This window comes from Pseudoalteromonas lipolytica (assembly GCF_900116435.1).
GTDB classification, from domain to species: domain Bacteria; phylum Pseudomonadota; class Gammaproteobacteria; order Enterobacterales; family Alteromonadaceae; genus Pseudoalteromonas; species Pseudoalteromonas lipolytica.
Map to the genome: position 1 here is coordinate 1 of NZ_FPAZ01000027.1, position 20,443 is coordinate 20,443.

Sequence of the window (20,443 nt, forward strand, 5' to 3'; positions counted from 1 at the left end):
AGCGCTTCAGCTAGTTCAATGATTTTCGCTTCCCATTGCTCTTCGCCTTCTAGGGCTTTAAGTGCTGAACCTTGGATTAGAGGTAAGTCGTCACCTGGGAAATCGTACTCAGAAAGAAGTTCACGAACTTCCATCTCTACTAGCTCAAGTAGCTCTTCGTCATCAACCATGTCACATTTGTTCATGAATACGATGATGTAAGGTACGCCAACCTGACGAGAAAGTAGGATGTGCTCACGTGTTTGTGGCATAGGACCATCAGTCGCAGCAACTACTAGGATTGCGCCGTCCATTTGAGCAGCACCAGTGATCATGTTTTTAACATAATCGGCGTGTCCAGGACAGTCTACGTGTGCGTAGTGACGAGTTGGTGTGTCGTACTCAACGTGTGAAGTTGAGATTGTGATACCACGCTCACGCTCTTCTGGAGCGTTATCGATTGATGCGAAGTCTTTAGCTGTACCACCGTATACTTTTGCAAGTACGTTAGTGATTGCTGCAGTTAGGGTAGTTTTACCGTGGTCAACGTGGCCGATTGTACCAACGTTTACGTGCGGTTTTACGCGTTCAAACTTTTCTTTTGCCATCTTAAAAAATTCCTATAAAGAAATTAACGCCTGACCCACTATTGGGCCAGACAAGCTAAATCATATAACAGCGCGAGCTGCAATTATTGCATCTGCAACATTCTTAGCGGCTTCTGCATACTTTAAAAACTCCATAGAGTAAGATGCACGGCCTTGTGTTGCAGATCGCAGATCAGTTGCATAACCAAACATTTCAGAAAGTGGCACTTGTGCATTAATTTGCTTAAGACCACCGAATGCTTCTTCCATGCCTTCGATCATGCCGCGGCGACGGTTTAAGTCACCAACTACATCACCCATGTTTGCTTCAGGAGTGATAACTTCAACCTTCATTACTGGTTCTAGAAGAGCAGGGTTTGCTTCAAGCGCCCCTTTCTTCATCGCCATTGAACCTGCAATTTTAAATGCCATCTCATTCGAGTCTACATCATGGAATGAACCATCATATAAAGTCGCTTTAACGCCAAGTAATGGGTAGCCTGCCAGCACACCTTGAGCCATTTGCTCTTGGATGCCTTTATCTACCGCAGGGATGTATTCTTTTGGAACGGCACCACCAACGACTTCGTTAACGAATTCGTAAATTGGGGCGTCGTTGTCCGAAATATCCATCGGTTCAAGTTTAAGCCAGACGTGACCATATTGACCACGACCACCTGATTGACGTACGAACTTCCCTTCAACTTCAACAGTTGAACGGATAGCTTCACGGTATGCAACCTGCGGCTTACCAACGTTACATTCAACACTGAATTCACGTTTCATACGGTCGACAATGATATCAAGGTGAAGTTCACCCATACCAGAAATAATAGTCTGGCCTGATTCTTCGTCAGTTTGTACTCTGAAAGATGGATCTTCTGCTGCTAGTTTACCTAGTGCAATACCCATCTTATCTTGGTCAGCGATTGTGCGAGGCTCAACCGCAACAGAGATAACTGGCTCTGGGAACTCCATACGCTCAAGCGTAATAATAGAGTTCGGATCACACAGTGTTTCACCTGTTGTTACGTCTTTAAGACCAATAGCCGCTGCGATGTCGCCTGCATAGACTACTTTGATCTCTTCACGTGAGTTTGAATGCATCTGAACGATACGACCAAGTCGCTCACGCTTACTTTTAACTGGATTGTATACCGCGTCACCCTGTTTAACAGTACCAGAGTAAACACGGAAGAAGGTCAAGGTGCCAACGAACGGGTCTGTCGCAATCTTAAAAGCAAGTGCGGCAAACGGTGCGTTGTCATCAGCAGGACGCTCTTCCTCAGTACCATCTTCAATGATACCTTGGATTTGTTTCACTTGTGTTGGCGCAGGCATATATTCAATAACAGCATCAAGCACAGCTTGAACACCTTTATTTTTAAATGCGCTACCACACGTCATGGGAACAATTTCGTTTGCTAATGTACGCTGACGTAACGCTGATTTAATTTCAGCTTCGGTCAGGTCTTCACCTTCTAGATATTTATCCATTAGCTCTTCTGACGCTTCAGCAGCGCTTTCAACTAAGTGAGAGCGCCATTCTTCTGCAAGCTCAAGAAGGTCTGCCGGAATGGCCTCATAAGAGAAAGTCATGCCTTGATCTTCGGCATTCCAGTTAATGGCTTTCATCTTAATGAGGTCAATAACACCTTTAAAATCGTCTTCAGCACCAATTGGTAGCTGAATTGGAACAGGCGTTGCTCCAAGACGAGATTTCACCTGGCTAACAACCGTTAAGAAGTCAGCGCCAGTGCGATCCATTTTATTTACGAAGATCATACGAGGAACTTCATATTTGTTCGCTTGACGCCAAACTGTCTCAGTTTGCGGCTGTACACCTGATGAAGCACAAAGAACAACTACCGCACCATCAAGTACACGTAAAGAACGCTCTACTTCGATAGTGAAATCTACGTGTCCTGGAGTATCAATAATATTGATACGATGGTCGTCAAATTGCGCGTCCATCCCTTTCCAGAAACACGTTGTTGCAGCAGAAGTGATTGTGATACCACGCTCTTGTTCCTGCTCCATCCAATCCATAGTTGCAGCGCCATCATGTACTTCACCAATCTTATGAGAAAGACCGGTGTAGAACAGAACACGTTCTGTTGTGGTGGTTTTACCTGCATCTACGTGAGCGCAAATACCTATATTACGATAGCGCTCAAGTGGAGTTGTACGTGCCATAAAATCCTCTTAAAGGTTAAGGGCAGATTACCAACGGTAATGAGCGAATGCTTTATTCGCTTCAGCCATACGGTGAACGTCTTCACGTTTCTTAACCGCAGTGCCTTTGTTGTCAGCAGCGTCAACGATTTCTTGAGCTAAACGTAAGCCCATAGATTTTTCGCCACGCTTACGTGCAGCGTCTACTAACCAACGCATACCTAATGCGTTGCGACGTACTGGACGTACTTCAACTGGTACTTGGTACGTTGAACCACCAACACGGCGAGATTTAACCTCTACCTGTGGGCGAACGTTATCAAGTGCAGCTTCAAAGATTTCTAGGTGCGACTTGCCTGATTTCTCAGCAGCCACGTCTAACGCACCATAAACGATTTTTTCAGCAGTAGATTTCTTGCCGTCTAACATTACTACGTTAACGAATTTAGCAAGAAGTTCCGATCCGAACTTAGGATCTGGAAGAATTTTACGTTGACCTATTACGCGTCTTCTAGGCATTTTGTATCTCCGGTATCTTCAGGTTTGCTCTTTTAGAGTCAATACCCAAAACAATTAATTTAAAAATTTAGTGCTTGGCCTTACTAACGGAGAACCATTAGCCCTTAGGGCGTTTAGCACCGTATTTAGAACGAGCTTGACGACGGTCGCTTACGCCTGCACAGTCAAGTGCACCACGAACAGTGTGGAAACGCACACCTGGTAAGTCTTTAACACGACCACCACGGATTAGGATTACACTGTGCTCTTGTAGGTTGTGGCCTTCACCACCAATGTAAGATGTTACTTCGAAACCGTTTGTTAAACGTACACGCGCTACTTTACGTAATGCAGAGTTTGGTTTCTTAGGTGTAGTTGTATATACGCGAGTACATACACCACGCTTTTGCGGACACGCTTTAAGCGCAGCTGAGTTACTTTTAGTAACCTTGCTACGACGTGGCTTACGCACTAGCTGGTTAATAGTTGCCATTTAAATAGCTCCTGAAATTAAAATTACTACTGAAAAAATAAAAAAATCCGCCCTGTTTACATGCTCGTTACAAAACGTGCAGGCAAATGGGTGGCGGAATTTTAATGAGCAAAGTTTAACCTGTCAACCTTAACTCATCGCAAGGCAGCAGATAACTGCCTCGCGACTACTTAATCTATTGATTAAGTTGAGATTATTGGTTTCCAGAGATATCAGCATTAAGTGCGTCAGTTAATGCTTGAGTTGCCTCTTCAGCGCTAACAGTCTGCTCTTCGATGATTTCACCTTGCTTACGACGGTTCAAACGGTCTTGGTGATACGCAAAGCCAGTACCGGCTGGGATCAGACGACCCACGATTACGTTCTCTTTCAGACCACGAAGCTCATCGCTCTTACCATTTACAGCGGCTTCAGTAAGGACACGTGTTGTCTCCTGGAACGAGGCTGCTGAAATGAAAGATTCTGTTGCAAGTGACGCTTTAGTGATACCCATTAACTGGATTTCAAATTTAGCTGGGATCTTGCCTTGCTTTTCAAGGTCGCGGTTCGCGATATTAACGCGTGCCACTTCAACTTGTTCACCGGCTAAGAACTCAGTGTCACCGCCGTCAAGAATGATACATTTACGTAGCATCTGACGAATAATTGTCTCAATGTGCTTGTCATTGATCTTAACGCCCTGCAAGCGGTAAACCTCTTGCACTTCGTTAACGATATAGTTTGCAACATGAGTTACACCACGTAGGCGTAAGATGTCATGTGGTGATTCTGGACCATCGGCGATAACCTCACCTTTAGACACTTGCTCACCTTCGAACACGTTAAGTTGACGCCATTTAGGAATCATCTCTTCGTATGCGTCACCCTCTGCTGGCGTGATTACAAGACGCTTCTTACCTTTCGTTTCTTTACCGAAGCTAATTGTACCGGTGATTTCTGCAAGAATTGCAGGATCTTTCGGCTTACGTGCTTCGAATAAGTCAGCTACGCGAGGTAGACCACCCGTGATATCACGAGTCTTCGAACCTTCTTGCGGAATACGTGCAAGTACGTCACCTGGGTTTGCTGTCGCGCCGTCTGTTACTTCAATCGTTGTGAATGAAGGAAGACGTGTTTCTTGCAGACCACGCTCATCGCTTTCGATGATTAGTTTAGGTTCTTTCGCATTTACTTTACCTAAGTCTTTAACAACCACACGTGTTAAACCAGTTAACTCATCTGTTTGTGCTTCGGTATTTGAGTCATCAATATCGCTGAACGAGATTTTTGACTTATGCTCAAGAACGATTGGGTGACTATGCGGATCCCAAGTAGCAACGATATCGTTACCTTGAACTTCCGAATTATCTTGTACTGTTAACACGGCACCGTAAGGTACTTTATAACGCTCTTTCTCACGACCAAAGCTATCGATGATAGTGATCTCTGTTGAACGAGACGTGATAACAATCTTACCGTCTGTGTTTAATACGTACTTCGCATTGTGTAACTTCAATGTACCGTTAGTTTTAACTTGTACACTGTTCTCAGCAGACGCTCGAGATGCCGCACCACCGATGTGGAAGGTACGCATTGTAAGCTGTGTACCCGGCTCACCGATTGATTGTGCCGCGATAACACCTACTGACTCACCTGGATTGATGATGTGGCCACGCGCAAGGTCACGACCGTAACACTTAGCACATACACCAAAGTCATTATCACAGGTGATAACTGAACGAACGCGTACTTCATCCACTGAGTGCTCTTCTAAAAGGTCACACAGTTTTTCGTCAAGCATAATGTTACGCTCAACAAGTACTTCGTTAGTACCAGGAATAACAACATCTTCAGCAACAACACGACCAAGTACACGTTCGCGAAGTGCTTCTACAACGTCACCACCTTCAATAAGCGGTTTCATTGTTAAGCCATCTTCTGTGCCACAATCGTCTTCGTTGATTACTAAGTCTTGTGCAACGTCTACTAGACGACGTGTTAAGTAACCCGAGTTTGCTGTTTTAAGTGCTGTATCGGCAAGACCTTTACGCGCACCGTGCGTTGAGATGAAGTACTGTAGTACGTTTAGACCTTCACGGAAGTTCGCCGTGATTGGTGTCTCGATGATTGAACCATCTGGACGTGCCATTAGACCACGCATACCCGCTAACTGACGGATCTGAGCGGCGCTACCACGTGCACCTGAGTCGGCCATCATAAACACTGAGTTGAATGAAGATTGCTCTTCTTCTTCGCCTTTCGCGTTGATTACCGTGTCTTTTGATAAGTTAGCCATCATCTCACGTGATAAGTTTTCATTTACACGTGACCAGATATCGATAACTTTATTGTACTTTTCACCAGCCGTTACAAGACCTGATTGGAATTGTTGGTTGATTTCAGTTACTTCAGCTTCCGCTGATTCAATGATTTCTGCTTTAACCGGTGGGATAACTAAGTCATCAATACCGATTGAAACACCTGACTTCATTGCGTAGTGGAAACCGGTGTACATTACTTGGTCAGCAAAGATAACAGTATCTTTAAGACCTAGACGACGGTAACACTCGTTTAATAAGCCAGAAATCTGTTTCTTACCTAGGGCTTGGTTGATTAGCTCAAACGGCATGCCTTTAGGTAGGATAAGTGAAAGAATCGCACGACCTACTGTTGTTTCAACAATAGTAACGTAATCAACTGCTTCACCTTCTTCATTCTTAATTGTCTCACTGATACGTACTTTTACGCGCGCATGTAGCTCAGCGTTGCCGCTGCGGTATGCTTTTTCAGCTTCTTTAGGATCTTTAAATACTGCACCTTCGCCTTTCGCATTAATGCGATCACGCGTCATGTAGTAAAGACCTAATACAACGTCCTGTGAAGGAACGATGATTGGCTCACCATTCGCTGGAGACAGAATGTTGTTTGTAGACATCATTAGAGCACGTGCTTCTAACTGTGCTTCAAGCGTTAACGGTACGTGTACCGCCATTTGGTCACCATCGAAGTCAGCGTTGTACGCCGCACATACTAATGGGTGTAAATGAATCGCTTTACCTTCAATTAGCACAGGTTCGAACGCTTGGATACCCAAACGGTGAAGTGTTGGTGCACGGTTAAGTAACACTGGATGTTCACGAATTACTTCGTCTAATACATCCCATACTTCTGCCACTTCACGCTCAACCATCTTCTTCGCTGCTTTGATAGTCGTAGCCATGCCGCGACGCTCAAGTTTGCCGTAGATAAATGGTTTAAACAGCTCAAGTGCCATCTTCTTAGGAAGACCACACTGGTGTAGTTTAAGCGTAGGACCTACTGTGATTACAGAACGACCAGAGTAATCTACACGTTTACCAAGTAAGTTCTGACGGAAACGACCTTGCTTACCTTTGATCATATCAGCAAGCGATTTAAGAGGACGTTTGTTAGAACCTGTAATCGCACGACCGCGACGACCGTTATCAAGTAGCGCATCAACCGCTTCTTGTAACATACGTTTTTCGTTGCGTACGATAATATCTGGTGCCGCTAAATCTAATAGACGCTTAAGACGGTTATTACGGTTAATAACACGACGGTAAAGGTCATTTAGATCAGATGTCGCAAAACGACCACCGTCTAGTGGTACTAATGGACGTAGATCAGGTGGCAATACTGGAAGTACTGTCATGATCATCCACTCAGGGTTGTTACCTGATTGGTGGAACGATTCCATTAATTTAAGACGTTTAGTGATCTTCTTACGCTTCGTTTCAGAGTTAATTGTTGGTAACTCTTCACGCATTTCAGCAATTAATTGGCCAAGATCAAGTTCACGAAGCAAGTCTAATACTGCTTCTGCACCCATCTTCGCTTCAAACTCATCGCCGTGCTCTTCTAGCGCATCTAGGTACTCTTCTTCACCTAAAAGCTGACCACGCTCAAGCGTTGTCATACCCGGCTCAGTTACCACGAATGATTCGAAGTAAAGTACGCGCTCGATGTCACGAAGTGTCATGTCTAGCATTAAGCCGATACGTGACGGTAATGATTTTAAGAACCAAATATGCGCAACTGGGCTAGCAAGCTCAATATGACCCATACGGTCACGACGCACTTTAGTCAGCGTTACTTCAACGCCACACTTTTCACAAATAACACCACGGTGCTTAAGGCGCTTATATTTACCACATAAACACTCATAATCTTTCACTGGGCCGAAGATACGGGCACAGAATAAGCCGTCGCGCTCAGGCTTGAAAGTACGGTAGTTGATTGTCTCAGGTTTCTTTACTTCACCGTATGACCATGAACGAACCATATCTGGCGAAGCAAGACCAATGCGAATTGCATCGAATTCTTCGGTCTTATTTTGTTGCTTCAGAAACTTAAGTAAGTCTTTCACCTTAGCTCTCCTGTCGGAGGTTAATCTTGAGGGCGAATAACTCGCCCCTACATTCTATTCGGCCTAACAGGTGCGGCTTATGCCGCACCTAAATGGCTTAATTTTCTTCCAACTCGATGTTGATACCCAGTGAGCGGATTTCTTTCAACAATACGTTGAACGATTCTGGCATACCTGGTTCCATCTTATGGTTACCATCTACGATGTTCTTATACATCTTAGTACGACCGTTCACGTCATCCGATTTCACTGTTAGCATTTCTTGTAGTGTATATGCAGCACCGTAAGCTTCTAGTGCCCACACCTCCATCTCACCGAAACGCTGGCCACCGAACTGCGCTTTACCACCCAGCGGCTGCTGAGTAACAAGGCTGTAAGAACCAGTTGAACGCGCGTGCATCTTGTCATCAACCAAGTGGTTAAGTTTCAGCATGTACATGTAACCAACGGTTACTTGACGTTCAAACTGATCGCCAGTACGGCCATCATAAAGTGTAACTTGACCGCTTCTTGGATAACCACCAAGCTCTAGTAAGTCTTTGATTTCGCTTTCACGAGCACCATCAAAGGCTGGAGTTGCGATCGGTAAACCACCTTTCAAGTTTTCAGCTAAGCGACGAACTTCATCATCAGAGAATGAGTCGATATCGACTTTCTGACGACAATCACCTAAATCGTAAACTTTCTTAACAAAGCTACGGATTTCGTGCAGTTCACGCTGCTCTTTCATCATTTCTTCAATGCGCTCACCCACACCACGTGCAGCAAGACCCATGTGTGTTTCTAGGATCTGACCGATGTTCATACGTGATGGTACACCTAGCGGGTTCAGAACGATGTCTACCGTACGACCTTTGTCATCGTATGGCATATCTTCTACTGGTACGATAGTCGAGATAACACCTTTGTTACCGTGACGACCCGCCATCTTATCACCCGGTTGGATACGACGTTTAACAGCTAGGTATACTTTAACAATTTTAAGTACGCCTGGTGCTAAGTCATCACCCTGAGTGATCTTACGACGTTTGTTTTCAAACTTCTTATCGTATTCAGCTTTAAGCTCATCGTACTGGGCAGCTAGTTGCTCAAGCTCTGATTGCTTGTCTTCTTGAGCAAGGCTTTGAGTAAGCAGCTTTTCAGCATTAAGTGATGCAATTGTGTCTGCGTTCAGACCAGCGTCAACAAGTAGCTTACGAGCACGGTCTAATACACCGGCTTCTAAGATACGGAACTCTTCGTTGAAGTCTTTCTTCGCTTCGCGAAGCTGCATGTCTTCAACTTCTAACGCACGCTTATCTTTTTCAACACCGTCACGGGTGAAAACTTGTACGTCGATTACGGTACCTGTTACAGAGTTTGGTACACGTAAAGAGCTGTCTTTAACGTCTGACGCTTTCTCACCGAAGATCGCACGTAGTAGCTTTTCTTCTGGTGTTAATTGCGTTTCGCCTTTCGGAGTCACTTTACCTACTAGGATATCGCCGCCTTTTACTTCAGCACCGATATAAACAACGCCTGATTCATCAAGCTTGCCTAGTGCAGATTCACCTACGTTAGGGATATCTGCTGTGATCTCTTCAGGACCTAATTTAGTATCACGTGCGATACATTGTAGTTCTTGAATGTGGATAGTCGTTAGACGATCTTCTTGAACTACGCGCTCTGATAGTAGGATTGAATCCTCGAAGTTATAACCATTCCATGGCATGAATGCCACGCGAAGGTTTTGACCTAGTGCTAAGTCACCTAAGTCAGTCGAAGGACCATCTGCTAACACATCGCCACGTGTAACCGGCTCACCAACCATACACGTTGGTTTTTGGTTAATACATGTGTTTTGGTTTGAGCGTGTGTATTTAGTAAGGTTGTAGATATCGATGCCCGCTTCACCTGGAACGCGCTCATCTTCATTTACATTTACAACGATGCGGCTTGCATCGGCATACATTACTTCACCACCACGCTTAGCAACGATCGTTACACCAGAATCTTTTGCTAGTGTAAGCTCGATACCTGTACCTACCAGCGGCTTGTCCGCGATAAGTGTCGGTACTGCTTGACGTTGCATGTTTGAACCCATCAATGCACGGTTCGCATCATCGTGTTCTAGGAACGGGATAAGCGCGGCCGCTACAGAGATCACCTGTTGTGGTGATACGTCCATATATTGTTGGTCCATTTTGCCCATAAAGGTTGATTCACCTTTGTGACGGCATGGAATTAGTTCATCAACAAACTCATTGTCATCGTTCAAGTTTGAGTTCGCCTGAGCGATTACAAACTGACCTTCTTCAATGGCTGATAGGTAATCAACTTCATCAGTTACAACACCGTTTACCACTTTACGGTAAGGTGTTTCTAAGAAACCATAGTCGTTTGTACGTGCGTACGTAGACAATGAGTTAATTAGACCGATGTTTGGACCCTCAGGTGTTTCGATTGGACATACACGACCATAGTGGGTTACGTGAACGTCTCGCACCTCGAAGCCAGCACGTTCACGTGTTAAACCACCCGGGCCTAATGCAGAAATACGACGCTTATGCGTTACTTCTGAAAGCGGGTTATTTTGGTCCATGAACTGTGATAACTGAGACGAACCGAAGAACTCTTTAACCGCTGCCGAAATTGGCTTAGCGTTAATAAGATCTTGTGGCATTACCGCATCAAGGTCACCTAAGCTTAAACGCTCACGTACTGCACGTTCTACACGTACTAGACCAACACGGAATTGATTCTCAGCCATTTCGCCAACGCTACGGATACGACGGTTGCCTAAGTGGTCGATATCATCAACATCGCCAACACCGTTACGAATAGCGATAAGCACTTTCATAACAGCTACGATGTCTTCTTTCGATAATGTGCCAGGGCCTGTATCAGTGTCATAACCTACACGGCTATTGAACTTCATACGACCAACTGTTGATAAATCATAACGCTCTTCAGAGAAGAACAAGTTATCAAATAAGGCTTCAGCCGCGTCTTTCGTCGGTGGCTCGCCTGGGCGCATCATGCGATAAATTTCTACTAATGCTTCTAAACGGTTGCTTGTTGTGTCGATACGAAGGGTATCTGACATGTAGGCGCCGCTGTCAACTTCATTGATATATAACGTATCAATCTTAGTGTGACCTGCTTTAACCAACTCAGCCATTAGCTCAAGTGATAGCTCGTCATTCGCGTTAGCGATGATCTCACCCGTTGACTCATCAACGTAGTTTTTAGCTACAACACGACCAATGATGTACTCATGCGGTACTTCTAATTGGTTAATACCTTTTTTCTCGATGTTCTTGATGTGACGCGCAGTAATACGACGACCCGCTTCAACAAGGACTTCACCGTCATCGCCTTTGATATCAAAAGCGGCAGTTTCACCACGTAAACGTGAAGGCACAAGTTCCATAAGAACTTTACCGTCAGTTACTTCAAACGCAGTAGTATCGAAGAAGATATCTAAGATTTCTTCTGTAGAGAACTCTAGTGCACGTAAGATAATTGACGCCGGTAATTTACGACGACGGTCAATACGTACATATAGGTTATCTTTTGCATCAAACTCGAAGTCTAACCATGAACCACGGTAAGGAATTACACGCGCGTTATAAAGTACTTTACCTGACGAGTGAGTTTTACCGCGGTCGTTATCAAAGAATACACCAGGGCTACGGTGTAGCTGAGAAACGATAACACGCTCTGTACCATTGATTACAAAGGTACCGGTATCAGTCATGAGCGGAATTTCGCCCATGTAAACTTCTTGCTCTTTAATGTCTTTAACTGTGCCTGGTGCTTCTTTGTCCATCACCACAAGACGCAATTTTACGCGAAGTGGAGCAGAATAAGTCACACCGCGAATTTGACATTCTTTTACATCGAATACTGGCTCACCAATACGATAACTTACGTATTGAAGCTCAGAATTTCCCGAGTAGCTTTTGATCGGAAACACAGAACGGAAAGCAGCTTCCAAACCGTGATCGCCATCAGCGTCAGGGACTAAGAATTTTTTAAACGATTCTAACTGCGTCGACAGTAAGAAAGGTATATCCAAAACTTGTGGACGTTTACCAAAATCCTTACGGATACGTTTCTTTTCAGAATAAGAGTAAGCCATGGGGTTCCTCAGCTTGCTGATCTTTGACCCGACCTGTTCTTGTAAGAACAGACTTAACTGGCATCTATGCCAAGATGTACAACATTAAATTGTTGTTCTAGTTCACTCTGCTACTTTCAACACCTTTACAGGTAACAACTTGAAAATAAAGAGAAAATTAGATTTTATTTGCACTATAGGAAAACATCGCTCCATAGCGCAAAAAGGCCGGTGATTAAATAATCACCAGCCCTTGCCTGATTACTCAGGCAGCGAACCTAGCGTAAGCTAGATTACTTAACCTCAACTTCAGCACCAGCTTCAGTAAGGTCTTTTGCAAGCGCTTCAGCTTCTTCTTTAGATACACCTTCTTTGATAGGTGCAGGAGCTGATTCAACAAGTGCTTTAGCTTCTTTAAGGCCAAGACCAGTTGCACCACGTACAGCTTTGATTGCAGCAACCTTGTTAGCGCCAGCGCCAGTAAGGATTACGTCAAACTCAGTCTTCTCTTCAGCAGCTTCAGCAGCTGGACCAGCAACAACAGCAGCTGCTGCAGTTACGCCGAATTTTTCTTCCATTGCTTCAACTAGAGCAACAACGTCCATTACTGACATTTCAGCAATAGCATCAAGGATTTGGTCTTTAGTTACAGACATTACAAATTTCCTAATTATTACGGACTAATTTTAGTCCAAAAAAAATATTACACCGAAAGTGAACAAAAAAACAGCTTAAAATTAAGCAGCTTGCTCAGCTTTCTGTACACGTACTGCTTCAATTGTTTTACACAATTTGCCAGCAGACGCTTCTTTCATAGCGCTCATTAAGCGTGCAACAGCTTCGTCGTAAGTAGGTAGAGTTGCTAGCATAGCTGCGTCTACTACGTTACCTTCAAATGCAGCGGTCTTAACTTCGAATTTCTCGTTCTTCTTCGCGAAATCTGAGAAGATACGCGCAGCAGCACCAGGGTGCTCTGAAGAGAAAGCGATTAAGCTTGGACCAACAAATGAGTCAGAAAGGCACTCAAAATCTGTTCCTTCAACAGCACGTTTAGCTAAAGTGTTACGAACAACTTTCATCCATACACCAGCTGCACGAGCTTCTTTACGAAGGGCAGTGATAGCACCAACTGTTACACCACGAGAATCTGCAACAACTGCAGAAAGAGCACCAGTGGCTGCTTCGTTGACTTCAGCAACAATTGCTTTTTTGCCTTGAAGATTTAAAGCCATGGGTGTTACTCCTGGTTTAATGGGTCGCCGATATTGGCTTCCCTGTTCTACTCTTCCCCATCAATGATGGAGATGCTTTTTACGGCGAGAGCCAGAAGATTAGGAAAAATCTATCTGGGGATTCACACCGTCTACGTAGGTAAAAATATTAAGGCCGAAGCCGCCTACGGTCTTGGACGGAAGCCCAATTTATCGTTTATACCCGAAGGCGTACGAAATTATGGACTTCAACCCGAATTCTTTACTTGTTTTGAAATTAACTTTCTCAACAAAATGGCGCAAAATTATAGTTCAAATTTCGCGCCATGTAAACTCTTAATTAAGCAACAGTTGTGCTTAGAGAGTTTTGGTCAACAGCAACACCTGCGCCCATTGTTGTAGAGATAGTTACTTTCTTCACGTAAGTACCTTTTGCTTGAGAAGGTTTAGCCTTCTTAAGCGCAACAATAAGAGCTTCAAGGTTTTGTTGAAGTTGCTCAGCAGTGAAATCAACCTTACCGATAGTAGTATGGATGATACCGTTCTTGTCGTTACGGTAACGAACTTGACCTGCTTTCGCGTTTTTAACTGCTTCTGCAACGTTAGGTGTTACAGTACCAGTTTTAGGGTTTGGCATTAGACCACGTGGACCTAAGATTTGACCTAGTTGACCAACAACGCGCATAGCGTCTGGAGATGCAACAACAACGTCAAAGTTCATCTCGCCTTTCTTAACTAGATCAGCAAGATCTTCCATGCCCACTAATTCAGCACCGGCTTCTTTTGCAGCTTCTGCATTAGCGCCTTGAGTGAATACAGCAACACGAACGTCACGACCAGTACCGTTAGGTAGTACAGTTGCACCACGAACGTTTTGGTCAGATTTACGAGCATCGATACCAAGGTTAACAGCAACGTCAACACTTTCTACGAATTTAGCTGTCGCTAACTCTTTTAAAAGAGCAACTGCTTCGTTGATTTCGTAATCTTTAGTCGCATCCACTTTTTCGCGGATTGTACGCATACGTTTAGTTAATTTTGCCATTATCTTAGTCCTCTACGTTCAAGCCCATCGCACGCGCAGAACCTGCGATAGTGCGAACTGCAGCATCCATATCAGCTGCTGTAAGGTCAGGTCGTTTTGTCTCAACGATTTCTTCAAGTTGAGCACGAGTTACTGTACCCACTTTTTCAGTGTTAGGACGGCCAGAGCCTGATTTGATACCTGCAGCTTTCTTAAGTAAGTAAGCAGCCGGTGGCGTTTTCATTTCGAACGTGAAAGAACGGTCGCCGTAAACAGAGATCACTACAGGAACTGGAGCGCCTTTTTCGATAGATTCTGTACGTGCGTTGAACGCTTTACAGAATTCCATGATGTTTACACCGTGCTGACCTAGTGCTGGACCTACTGGAGGACTAGGATTAGCCATACCAGCGGCAACTTGTAGCTTGATAATAGCTTCAACTTTTTTAGCCATAATAAATACCTCATTTGGTGGGTCATAGCCTTGTGCGCGCGAGGACGCGTACTCTAACGGCTTCCCAGTTTAAAAATTGGTTCTCACTTTATGTGATAAAACAAGTTACTACTTGCCCTAACACAAAAAGGCCGCTGATTATAAGTTAATCAACGGCCTTTTTCAAGCATATTGCCAAAATATTAAACGATTTTGGCTGCTTTAATTTTTTATCTTACTTGTCTTGTTCAACTTGACCAAATTCAAGCTCAACTGGCGTAGAACGACCAAAGATAAGTACCGATACTTTTACGCGGCTCTTTTCGTAATCCACTTCTTCAACAACACCGCTGAAGTCAGCAAATGGACCATCGATAACACGAACAACTTCGCCTGGCTCAAATAATGTAGCTGGCTTAGGTGCTTCAGAGTTCTCTTGAAGACGGTTTAAGATGCGATCTGCTTCTTTTTGGCTGATTGGCGCTGGACGATCTGACGTACCACCAATAAAGCCCATTACACGTGCAGTGCTGTTTACTAAGTGCCAGCTTGCATCGTTCATGTCCATTTGTACAAGTACATAACCTGGGAAGAATTTACGCTCAGATTTACGCTTTTGACCTGCGCGCATCTCAACAACTTCTTCCGTTGGTACTAATACTTCACCAAAACTATCTTCCAAACCTTCAATCTTGATATGCTCAAGAATAGTTTGTGCAACACGCTTCTCATAACCTGAGAAAGCTTGTACTACGTACCAACGTAGTTTCTTTTCGTTCTTCTCATCCGACATGGGATTAGATCTCCAATCCAGTTAAAAAGCCTACGGCGCGGAATAAAATGCCATCTAATCCCCAAAGGATAAGTGCCATAATCACAGTTGCAACCATTACAATTAATGTCGTATGGGTTGTTTCTTGGCGTGTTGGCCACACAACTTTACGTACTTCGATACGTGCTTCTTTAGCAAATGCTAAAAATGTACGACCTTTTTCTGTTAGTGAGGCAATGCCTAAACCCGCTGCAACAGCGACCACTACACCAATAGCACGCAACAATACAGACTGATCTGCATACATGTGATTACCAACTACTGCGCCTGCAAGTAGCGCAATCGCTACAATCCACTTAACTGAATCCATCGCACTTGATGGTGTTTCTACATTCGTGCTCATAATATTATTACCTTAACTACAGACACAACAACCCTGCGCGAAGGCAGGGTTAATCCATTAAAATCTAAACTTAAAAACAGACTTATTTAAACCGATTTTTAATTTCAGACTCCACACTTATTGTGTAAAAAGTGGCAGGGGCGGAGAGATTCGAACTCCCAACCGTCGGTTTTGGAGACCGCTGTTCTACCAATTGGAACTACGCCCCTGCAAAGTGGATGCCTATTATACTTACGCAATTCATTAACACAAGAGTAAAAGATACCCAGAAGTTAAAATCTCACCTGTTAGTATAAAAATCAATATTAACATTGATTAAAAAGCAGTTTACTATCAGCCTAATAAAGGAACAAAAACACCAACAAGATGGATCTCTGTGCTGTATTTAAACACCCTATTATGCCTAATATTTTTCAGCTTAGCTGTTCTGAAAAGTCATGTTGTAAGTGCGCAATCACTTCACTTAAGCATCTTTGATAGCGAGCATGGCTTAAGTCAAAACTCCATCAATTGCAGTCTCACTGATGCGCAAGGGTTTCAGTGGTTTGCCACACAAGGAGGGCTCAATCGATTTGATGGCTATGAATTTAAACGCTTTAAAGCACATACTTCAGCGACCAGTATTTCCGGTAATTGGATTACCGCATGCTTAAAAGGCACTGATAACGACCTTTGGTTTTCAACAGCCAGTAAAGGACTAAACCGGCTTGATCCCACCACGGGCCAATTTTACACCTATTCGACCTTTACAAACCCACAACTCAGTGATGATAAAATATGGTCTTTGGCTTTTGATAAGAGTGGCAATATGTGGTTGGGTCATGAACAAGGCACACTCAGCTACTTTGATATTGCAGCGCAGCAATTTGAGACTTATCAGGTTGCTGAAAATACACAACAAAACATTGTCATCAGAGACATTATTGCAGTACAAAATACCCTGTGGCTTGCAACCAGCCATGGTCTGCTGTCGTTTAACCCTAAAACCAAACAATTTAAACATGACATCGCCCTCACCTCGCCACTTTGGCATCTTAACAAGTTAAGTTCAAATCAATTGCTCATCGGTGCAAAACAAGGGCTGTATATATTTTCAATCGATACAGAGACATCTTCCGAATTGCCGCAATTTAAGGGAGTTTGGATCACTGACAGTCTTCTCGACAATCAGCATAACCTGTGGCTAACAAGTTATGGGCAAGGCGTATACTTTTTAGCTGCGGGGGCAGATATATACACTGACGTTGCACACTATCGTCATGATGTACAAAAGCCTAACGGACTCAAAAATGATTACTTACTCTCTATATATCAAGACCCACAAGGAATTATTTGGATTGGGACCGATGGTTTTGGTATACACAGATACGATCCGAAACAGCAACAATTTGGACATCAAAGCACAACGTCAAGCCCTCACTCTCTCACGCATAATTTTATTCGTGCGATTATTAAACGTAAAAATGGCCAGTTGTGGGTTGGCACGCGCGAGGGTTTAAATCGTGCGATACCGCAAGGCTATCAGCACTATACAACCCGCTTACCCAATACCAACATATTTAGCTTACATGAGGATAAAAGGCAGCAATTGTGGGTTGGGACATACGGCGGCGGGCTTCTTAAATACCAAGATGAAAGCGATGATTTTGTCAGCTATACCATGCAAAGCCACCAGCTTAGCAGTGATCGCGTTTATGCAATTGAGAGTGATAAAGACGGCATAGTGTGGCTCGGTAGTAACCAAGGATTAACTCGCTTTGATCCAGATTCAGAAACAGTGACCCATTATCAGCACAATGCAACCCATAACAGCTTAGCCAATAATACCGTTTTCACACTTGCGTATGATAAGAATGATCACGCTTTGTGGGTGGGTACGCGTGCGGGACTCAATAAGTTTTCCATCGAAACAGAGCAATTTACATTACTTAATGAACGCACAGGTCTGAGCCATAACATGGTCACGTCGTTATTACTCAGCGACGATAAAACGCTGTGGGTCGGCACAATGCAAGGCCTCAACAAAGTCAATAAACAAAACTTTGATGTGGAGCATATTAGCGAGCAACATGGCCTAGTAAATGACAATATTTTTGACATTTTAGCCGATAAACAAGGCTATTTATGGTTAGCTACCAATGGTGGATTAACGCGTTATCATCCAATAACGGGCAGCATACAACCGTTTTTACCTGAAGATGGAATCCAGCATCAATCCTTCATTCTTGGGGCTAGTTTTCAAGCGACAGATGGCGAGCTATTCTTTGGCGGGATAAATGGTTTTAATCAGTTTTACCCTGACAAACTCACCTTAGATCACACTCCCCCCACTCCCGTATTAACCGAGTTATTGCTTAATAACCGTGAAATTAGCACTGATTTTTTTGACCACAGCACCGACACGCTGATCAATGCGACAAGCACGTTCTCTTTCGCAAAATCAGCGGGGGTTATTGGCTTTAAATTTAGTGCATTGAATAACGCCGCCACTCCAAAGCATTATCAATATGGCTATAAACTAGCGGGGTTTGACCAACAGTTTTTATATAATGATGCATCACAACGTCAAATAAACTACCCGCAGCTTCCTGCTGGACATTATCAATTACAGCTAAAAGTAAGGGATCAATATGGGCAGTGGAGTGAGGGTACCACCCTACTCGAACTGAAGGTTGTTCCACCTTGGTGGCAAAGCAATGTCGCTTATTTATCTTACACACTATGTGCAATGACATTAGCATGGCTGGTTATTAGTTCAATTTATCAGCGCAAGCTGGCCGAACAGCAAAAACAAAAAGAAATTGAGTTAAATAAATTAAAAGATCAGTTCTTAGATAATATAAGTCATGAACTTAAAACCCCATTGAGCTTGATTCTGGCTCCCATTAGCCAGTTACAGCAGTCCACCCACAGTTCGCAGTCTCAATCGCAATTAGCAAGCATAAAACGTAATTGCCAACGCTTGCTTGACTTAATAAATCAACTACTGCAACTAAGCAAACGACCCAGTACGGCCGTGCATTATGTATCCGCTTATTCATTAACGACTTTTTTAACCGATCTCATCGATGACTTTGCGCCGCTATTCGCCCAAAAACAGCTTAAATTTGATTTTCAGGATCACTGTGAAACTGTGTGCACTATAAATATCGCGCCTAATCATGCGCACTCTATCGTCAGTAACCTGATCAGTAATGCGCTTAAATACACTCCGGCAGGCGGTGAGGTTCGAGTGTGTTTACATCACAGCGATAACCTCGCGCATATCAGTGTGTCCGACACAGGAATTGGCATTGCAAAAGACCAACAGGTGAAAATATTCGAAAGGTTTACTCGCTTAGACACATGTTCAGAAACCGGCAGTGGTATTGGGCTTACATTAGTGAAGCAACTGGTCGAGGATTATGGCGGTGAAATATCACTAACTAGCTCGCCAGCGCAGGGCAGCTGTTTTACGGTCTCGCTGCCTACAGTTATCAGTGCAACAAAACAAAACTTGCCAACGGTCACCACCCAACCTGGCTTAAGGCAAACACTCATGATTGTTGAAGACAATAGTGATATGAGTGAGCTGCTCTTGTCACTATTTAGTGAGCAGTTCAATTGCATCTGTGCTTACGATGGCCAACAAGCCTTGTCACTTTGTCAGTCTGAATTACCCGACCTTATTATCAGTGATGTTATGATGCCTAACATGGACGGATACCAAATGCTTGCGAAGCTTCGTGCTGATAACGCGACCAGTCATATACCGGTTTTATTATTATCTGCCAAAGCTGACACGCCTAGCCGTTTAAAAGGCCTTGATTTACTGGCTGACGACTTTTTAAGTAAACCCTTTGAACCGTCTATTTTACTAAGCAAAGTAAAAGGCCTGCTCAGTTTGCGTTATTTACTAAATCAACACTTAGCGGCTCAACTTACCTCTGAGATACAAAGCGACAATAATGAGTACGTTACGGTGCAAACTAAAGACTCTGTATTTACAGAGAAGCTTAAAAAGGTGGTCCGAGAAAACTATCAGTCGGATCAGTTTTCAATTGAACAGCTGGCATCAGCACTGTGTTTAAGCCCTCGGGCACTGCAGTTAAAAATGAAAGCACTGTATTCACTCACCCCTTCTGACTATTTACGTAACACACGTATTGAGTATGCAGCTAAACAGCTAATAGAAAGTTCATTAGCCATAGGCTTAATAGCAGAAAATAATGGGTTTAGTTCTCAAAGCTATTTTGCTCGCAGCTTCAAAGGACACTTTGGTGTATCGCCGAAGCAATATAGAGAAAAGCATCAGAAACAGCCTGATTTTCGCCTAAGTGAATAAAGTCTTCGCATATGTACTATTAATAAGGCACTGATTTTTATAGCTTATCCATACTATCGTTCATAACTTTGCCTCC

General features: G+C 43.7%; 13 protein-coding genes and 1 tRNA gene. 1 reads left to right on the forward strand and 13 read right to left on the reverse strand.

Annotation, left to right across the window (positions count from 1 at the left end; translation table 11 throughout):
• The 13 genes from BM378_RS19390 to BM378_RS19450 form a co-directional block, all read right to left on the reverse strand.
• A partial coding sequence (locus BM378_RS19390; protein WP_143104606.1) for a GTP-binding protein occupies window positions 1-587 on the reverse strand: 587 nt, incomplete at its 3' end.
• A 60-nt stretch (window positions 588-647) separates the two neighbouring features.
• Window positions 648-2,762 carry an elongation factor G gene (fusA, locus tag BM378_RS19395; protein ID WP_036971554.1) on the reverse strand — a complete coding sequence of 705 codons (2,115 nt, stop codon included), beginning with the start codon at window positions 2,760-2,762 and terminating at the stop codon, window positions 648-650.
• 27 nt (window positions 2,763-2,789) lie between these two features.
• Window positions 2,790-3,260: a 30S ribosomal protein S7 gene (rpsG, locus tag BM378_RS19400; RefSeq protein ID WP_036971557.1), complete on the reverse strand. Its 471-nt coding sequence runs from the start codon at window positions 3,258-3,260 to the stop codon at window positions 2,790-2,792.
• Between the two features lie 97 nt (window positions 3,261-3,357).
• On the reverse strand, window positions 3,358-3,732 hold the full coding sequence (gene rpsL, locus BM378_RS19405) for a 30S ribosomal protein S12 (protein WP_002958885.1): 375 nt from the start codon (window positions 3,730-3,732) through the stop codon (window positions 3,358-3,360).
• A gap of 193 nt (window positions 3,733-3,925) precedes the next feature.
• The gene (gene rpoC / locus BM378_RS19410) at window positions 3,926-8,098 is read right to left on the reverse strand and encodes a DNA-directed RNA polymerase subunit beta' (RefSeq protein WP_036971561.1); all 4,173 of its coding nucleotides are present in this window, start codon (window positions 8,096-8,098) and stop codon (window positions 3,926-3,928) included.
• 97 nt (window positions 8,099-8,195) lie between these two features.
• Window positions 8,196-12,221 (reverse strand): DNA-directed RNA polymerase subunit beta, encoded by a 4,026-nt coding sequence (rpoB, locus tag BM378_RS19415; RefSeq protein ID WP_036971565.1) that lies wholly within the window; start codon window positions 12,219-12,221, stop codon window positions 8,196-8,198.
• 272 nt (window positions 12,222-12,493) lie between these two features.
• Entirely contained in the window at window positions 12,494-12,856 is a 363-nt protein-coding gene (gene rplL, locus BM378_RS19420) for a 50S ribosomal protein L7/L12 (RefSeq protein ID WP_036971568.1), read from the reverse strand.
• Between the two features lie 81 nt (window positions 12,857-12,937).
• A complete protein-coding gene (gene rplJ / locus BM378_RS19425; protein ID WP_036971571.1) occupies window positions 12,938-13,432 on the reverse strand; it encodes a 50S ribosomal protein L10 in 495 nt (164 codons plus the stop codon).
• Between the two features lie 319 nt (window positions 13,433-13,751).
• Window positions 13,752-14,456, reverse strand: a complete 705-nt coding sequence (gene rplA / locus BM378_RS19430) for a 50S ribosomal protein L1 (RefSeq protein WP_036971573.1) — start codon at window positions 14,454-14,456, stop codon at window positions 13,752-13,754.
• Window positions 14,457-14,460: 4 nt separating this feature from the next.
• Entirely contained in the window at window positions 14,461-14,889 is a 429-nt protein-coding gene (rplK, locus tag BM378_RS19435) for a 50S ribosomal protein L11 (RefSeq protein WP_036971575.1), read from the reverse strand.
• Between the two features lie 214 nt (window positions 14,890-15,103).
• Complete coding sequence (gene nusG / locus BM378_RS19440) at window positions 15,104-15,661, reverse strand: transcription termination/antitermination protein NusG (RefSeq protein WP_036971577.1); 558 nt, start codon at window positions 15,659-15,661, stop codon at window positions 15,104-15,106.
• 4 nt (window positions 15,662-15,665) lie between these two features.
• Window positions 15,666-16,043, reverse strand: coding sequence for a preprotein translocase subunit SecE (gene secE / locus BM378_RS19445; protein WP_036971579.1), 378 nt, complete (start codon window positions 16,041-16,043; stop codon window positions 15,666-15,668).
• Window positions 16,044-16,175: 132 nt separating this feature from the next.
• Window positions 16,176-16,252 (reverse strand) — tRNA-Trp (locus BM378_RS19450).
• A gap of 167 nt (window positions 16,253-16,419) precedes the next feature.
• Between BM378_RS19450 and BM378_RS19455 the strand changes: the two genes are divergently transcribed.
• Window positions 16,420-20,367 carry a two-component regulator propeller domain-containing protein gene (locus tag BM378_RS19455; RefSeq protein ID WP_074989831.1) on the forward strand — a complete coding sequence of 1,316 codons (3,948 nt, stop codon included), beginning with the start codon at window positions 16,420-16,422 and terminating at the stop codon, window positions 20,365-20,367.
• Window positions 20,368-20,443 lie beyond the last annotated feature (76 nt).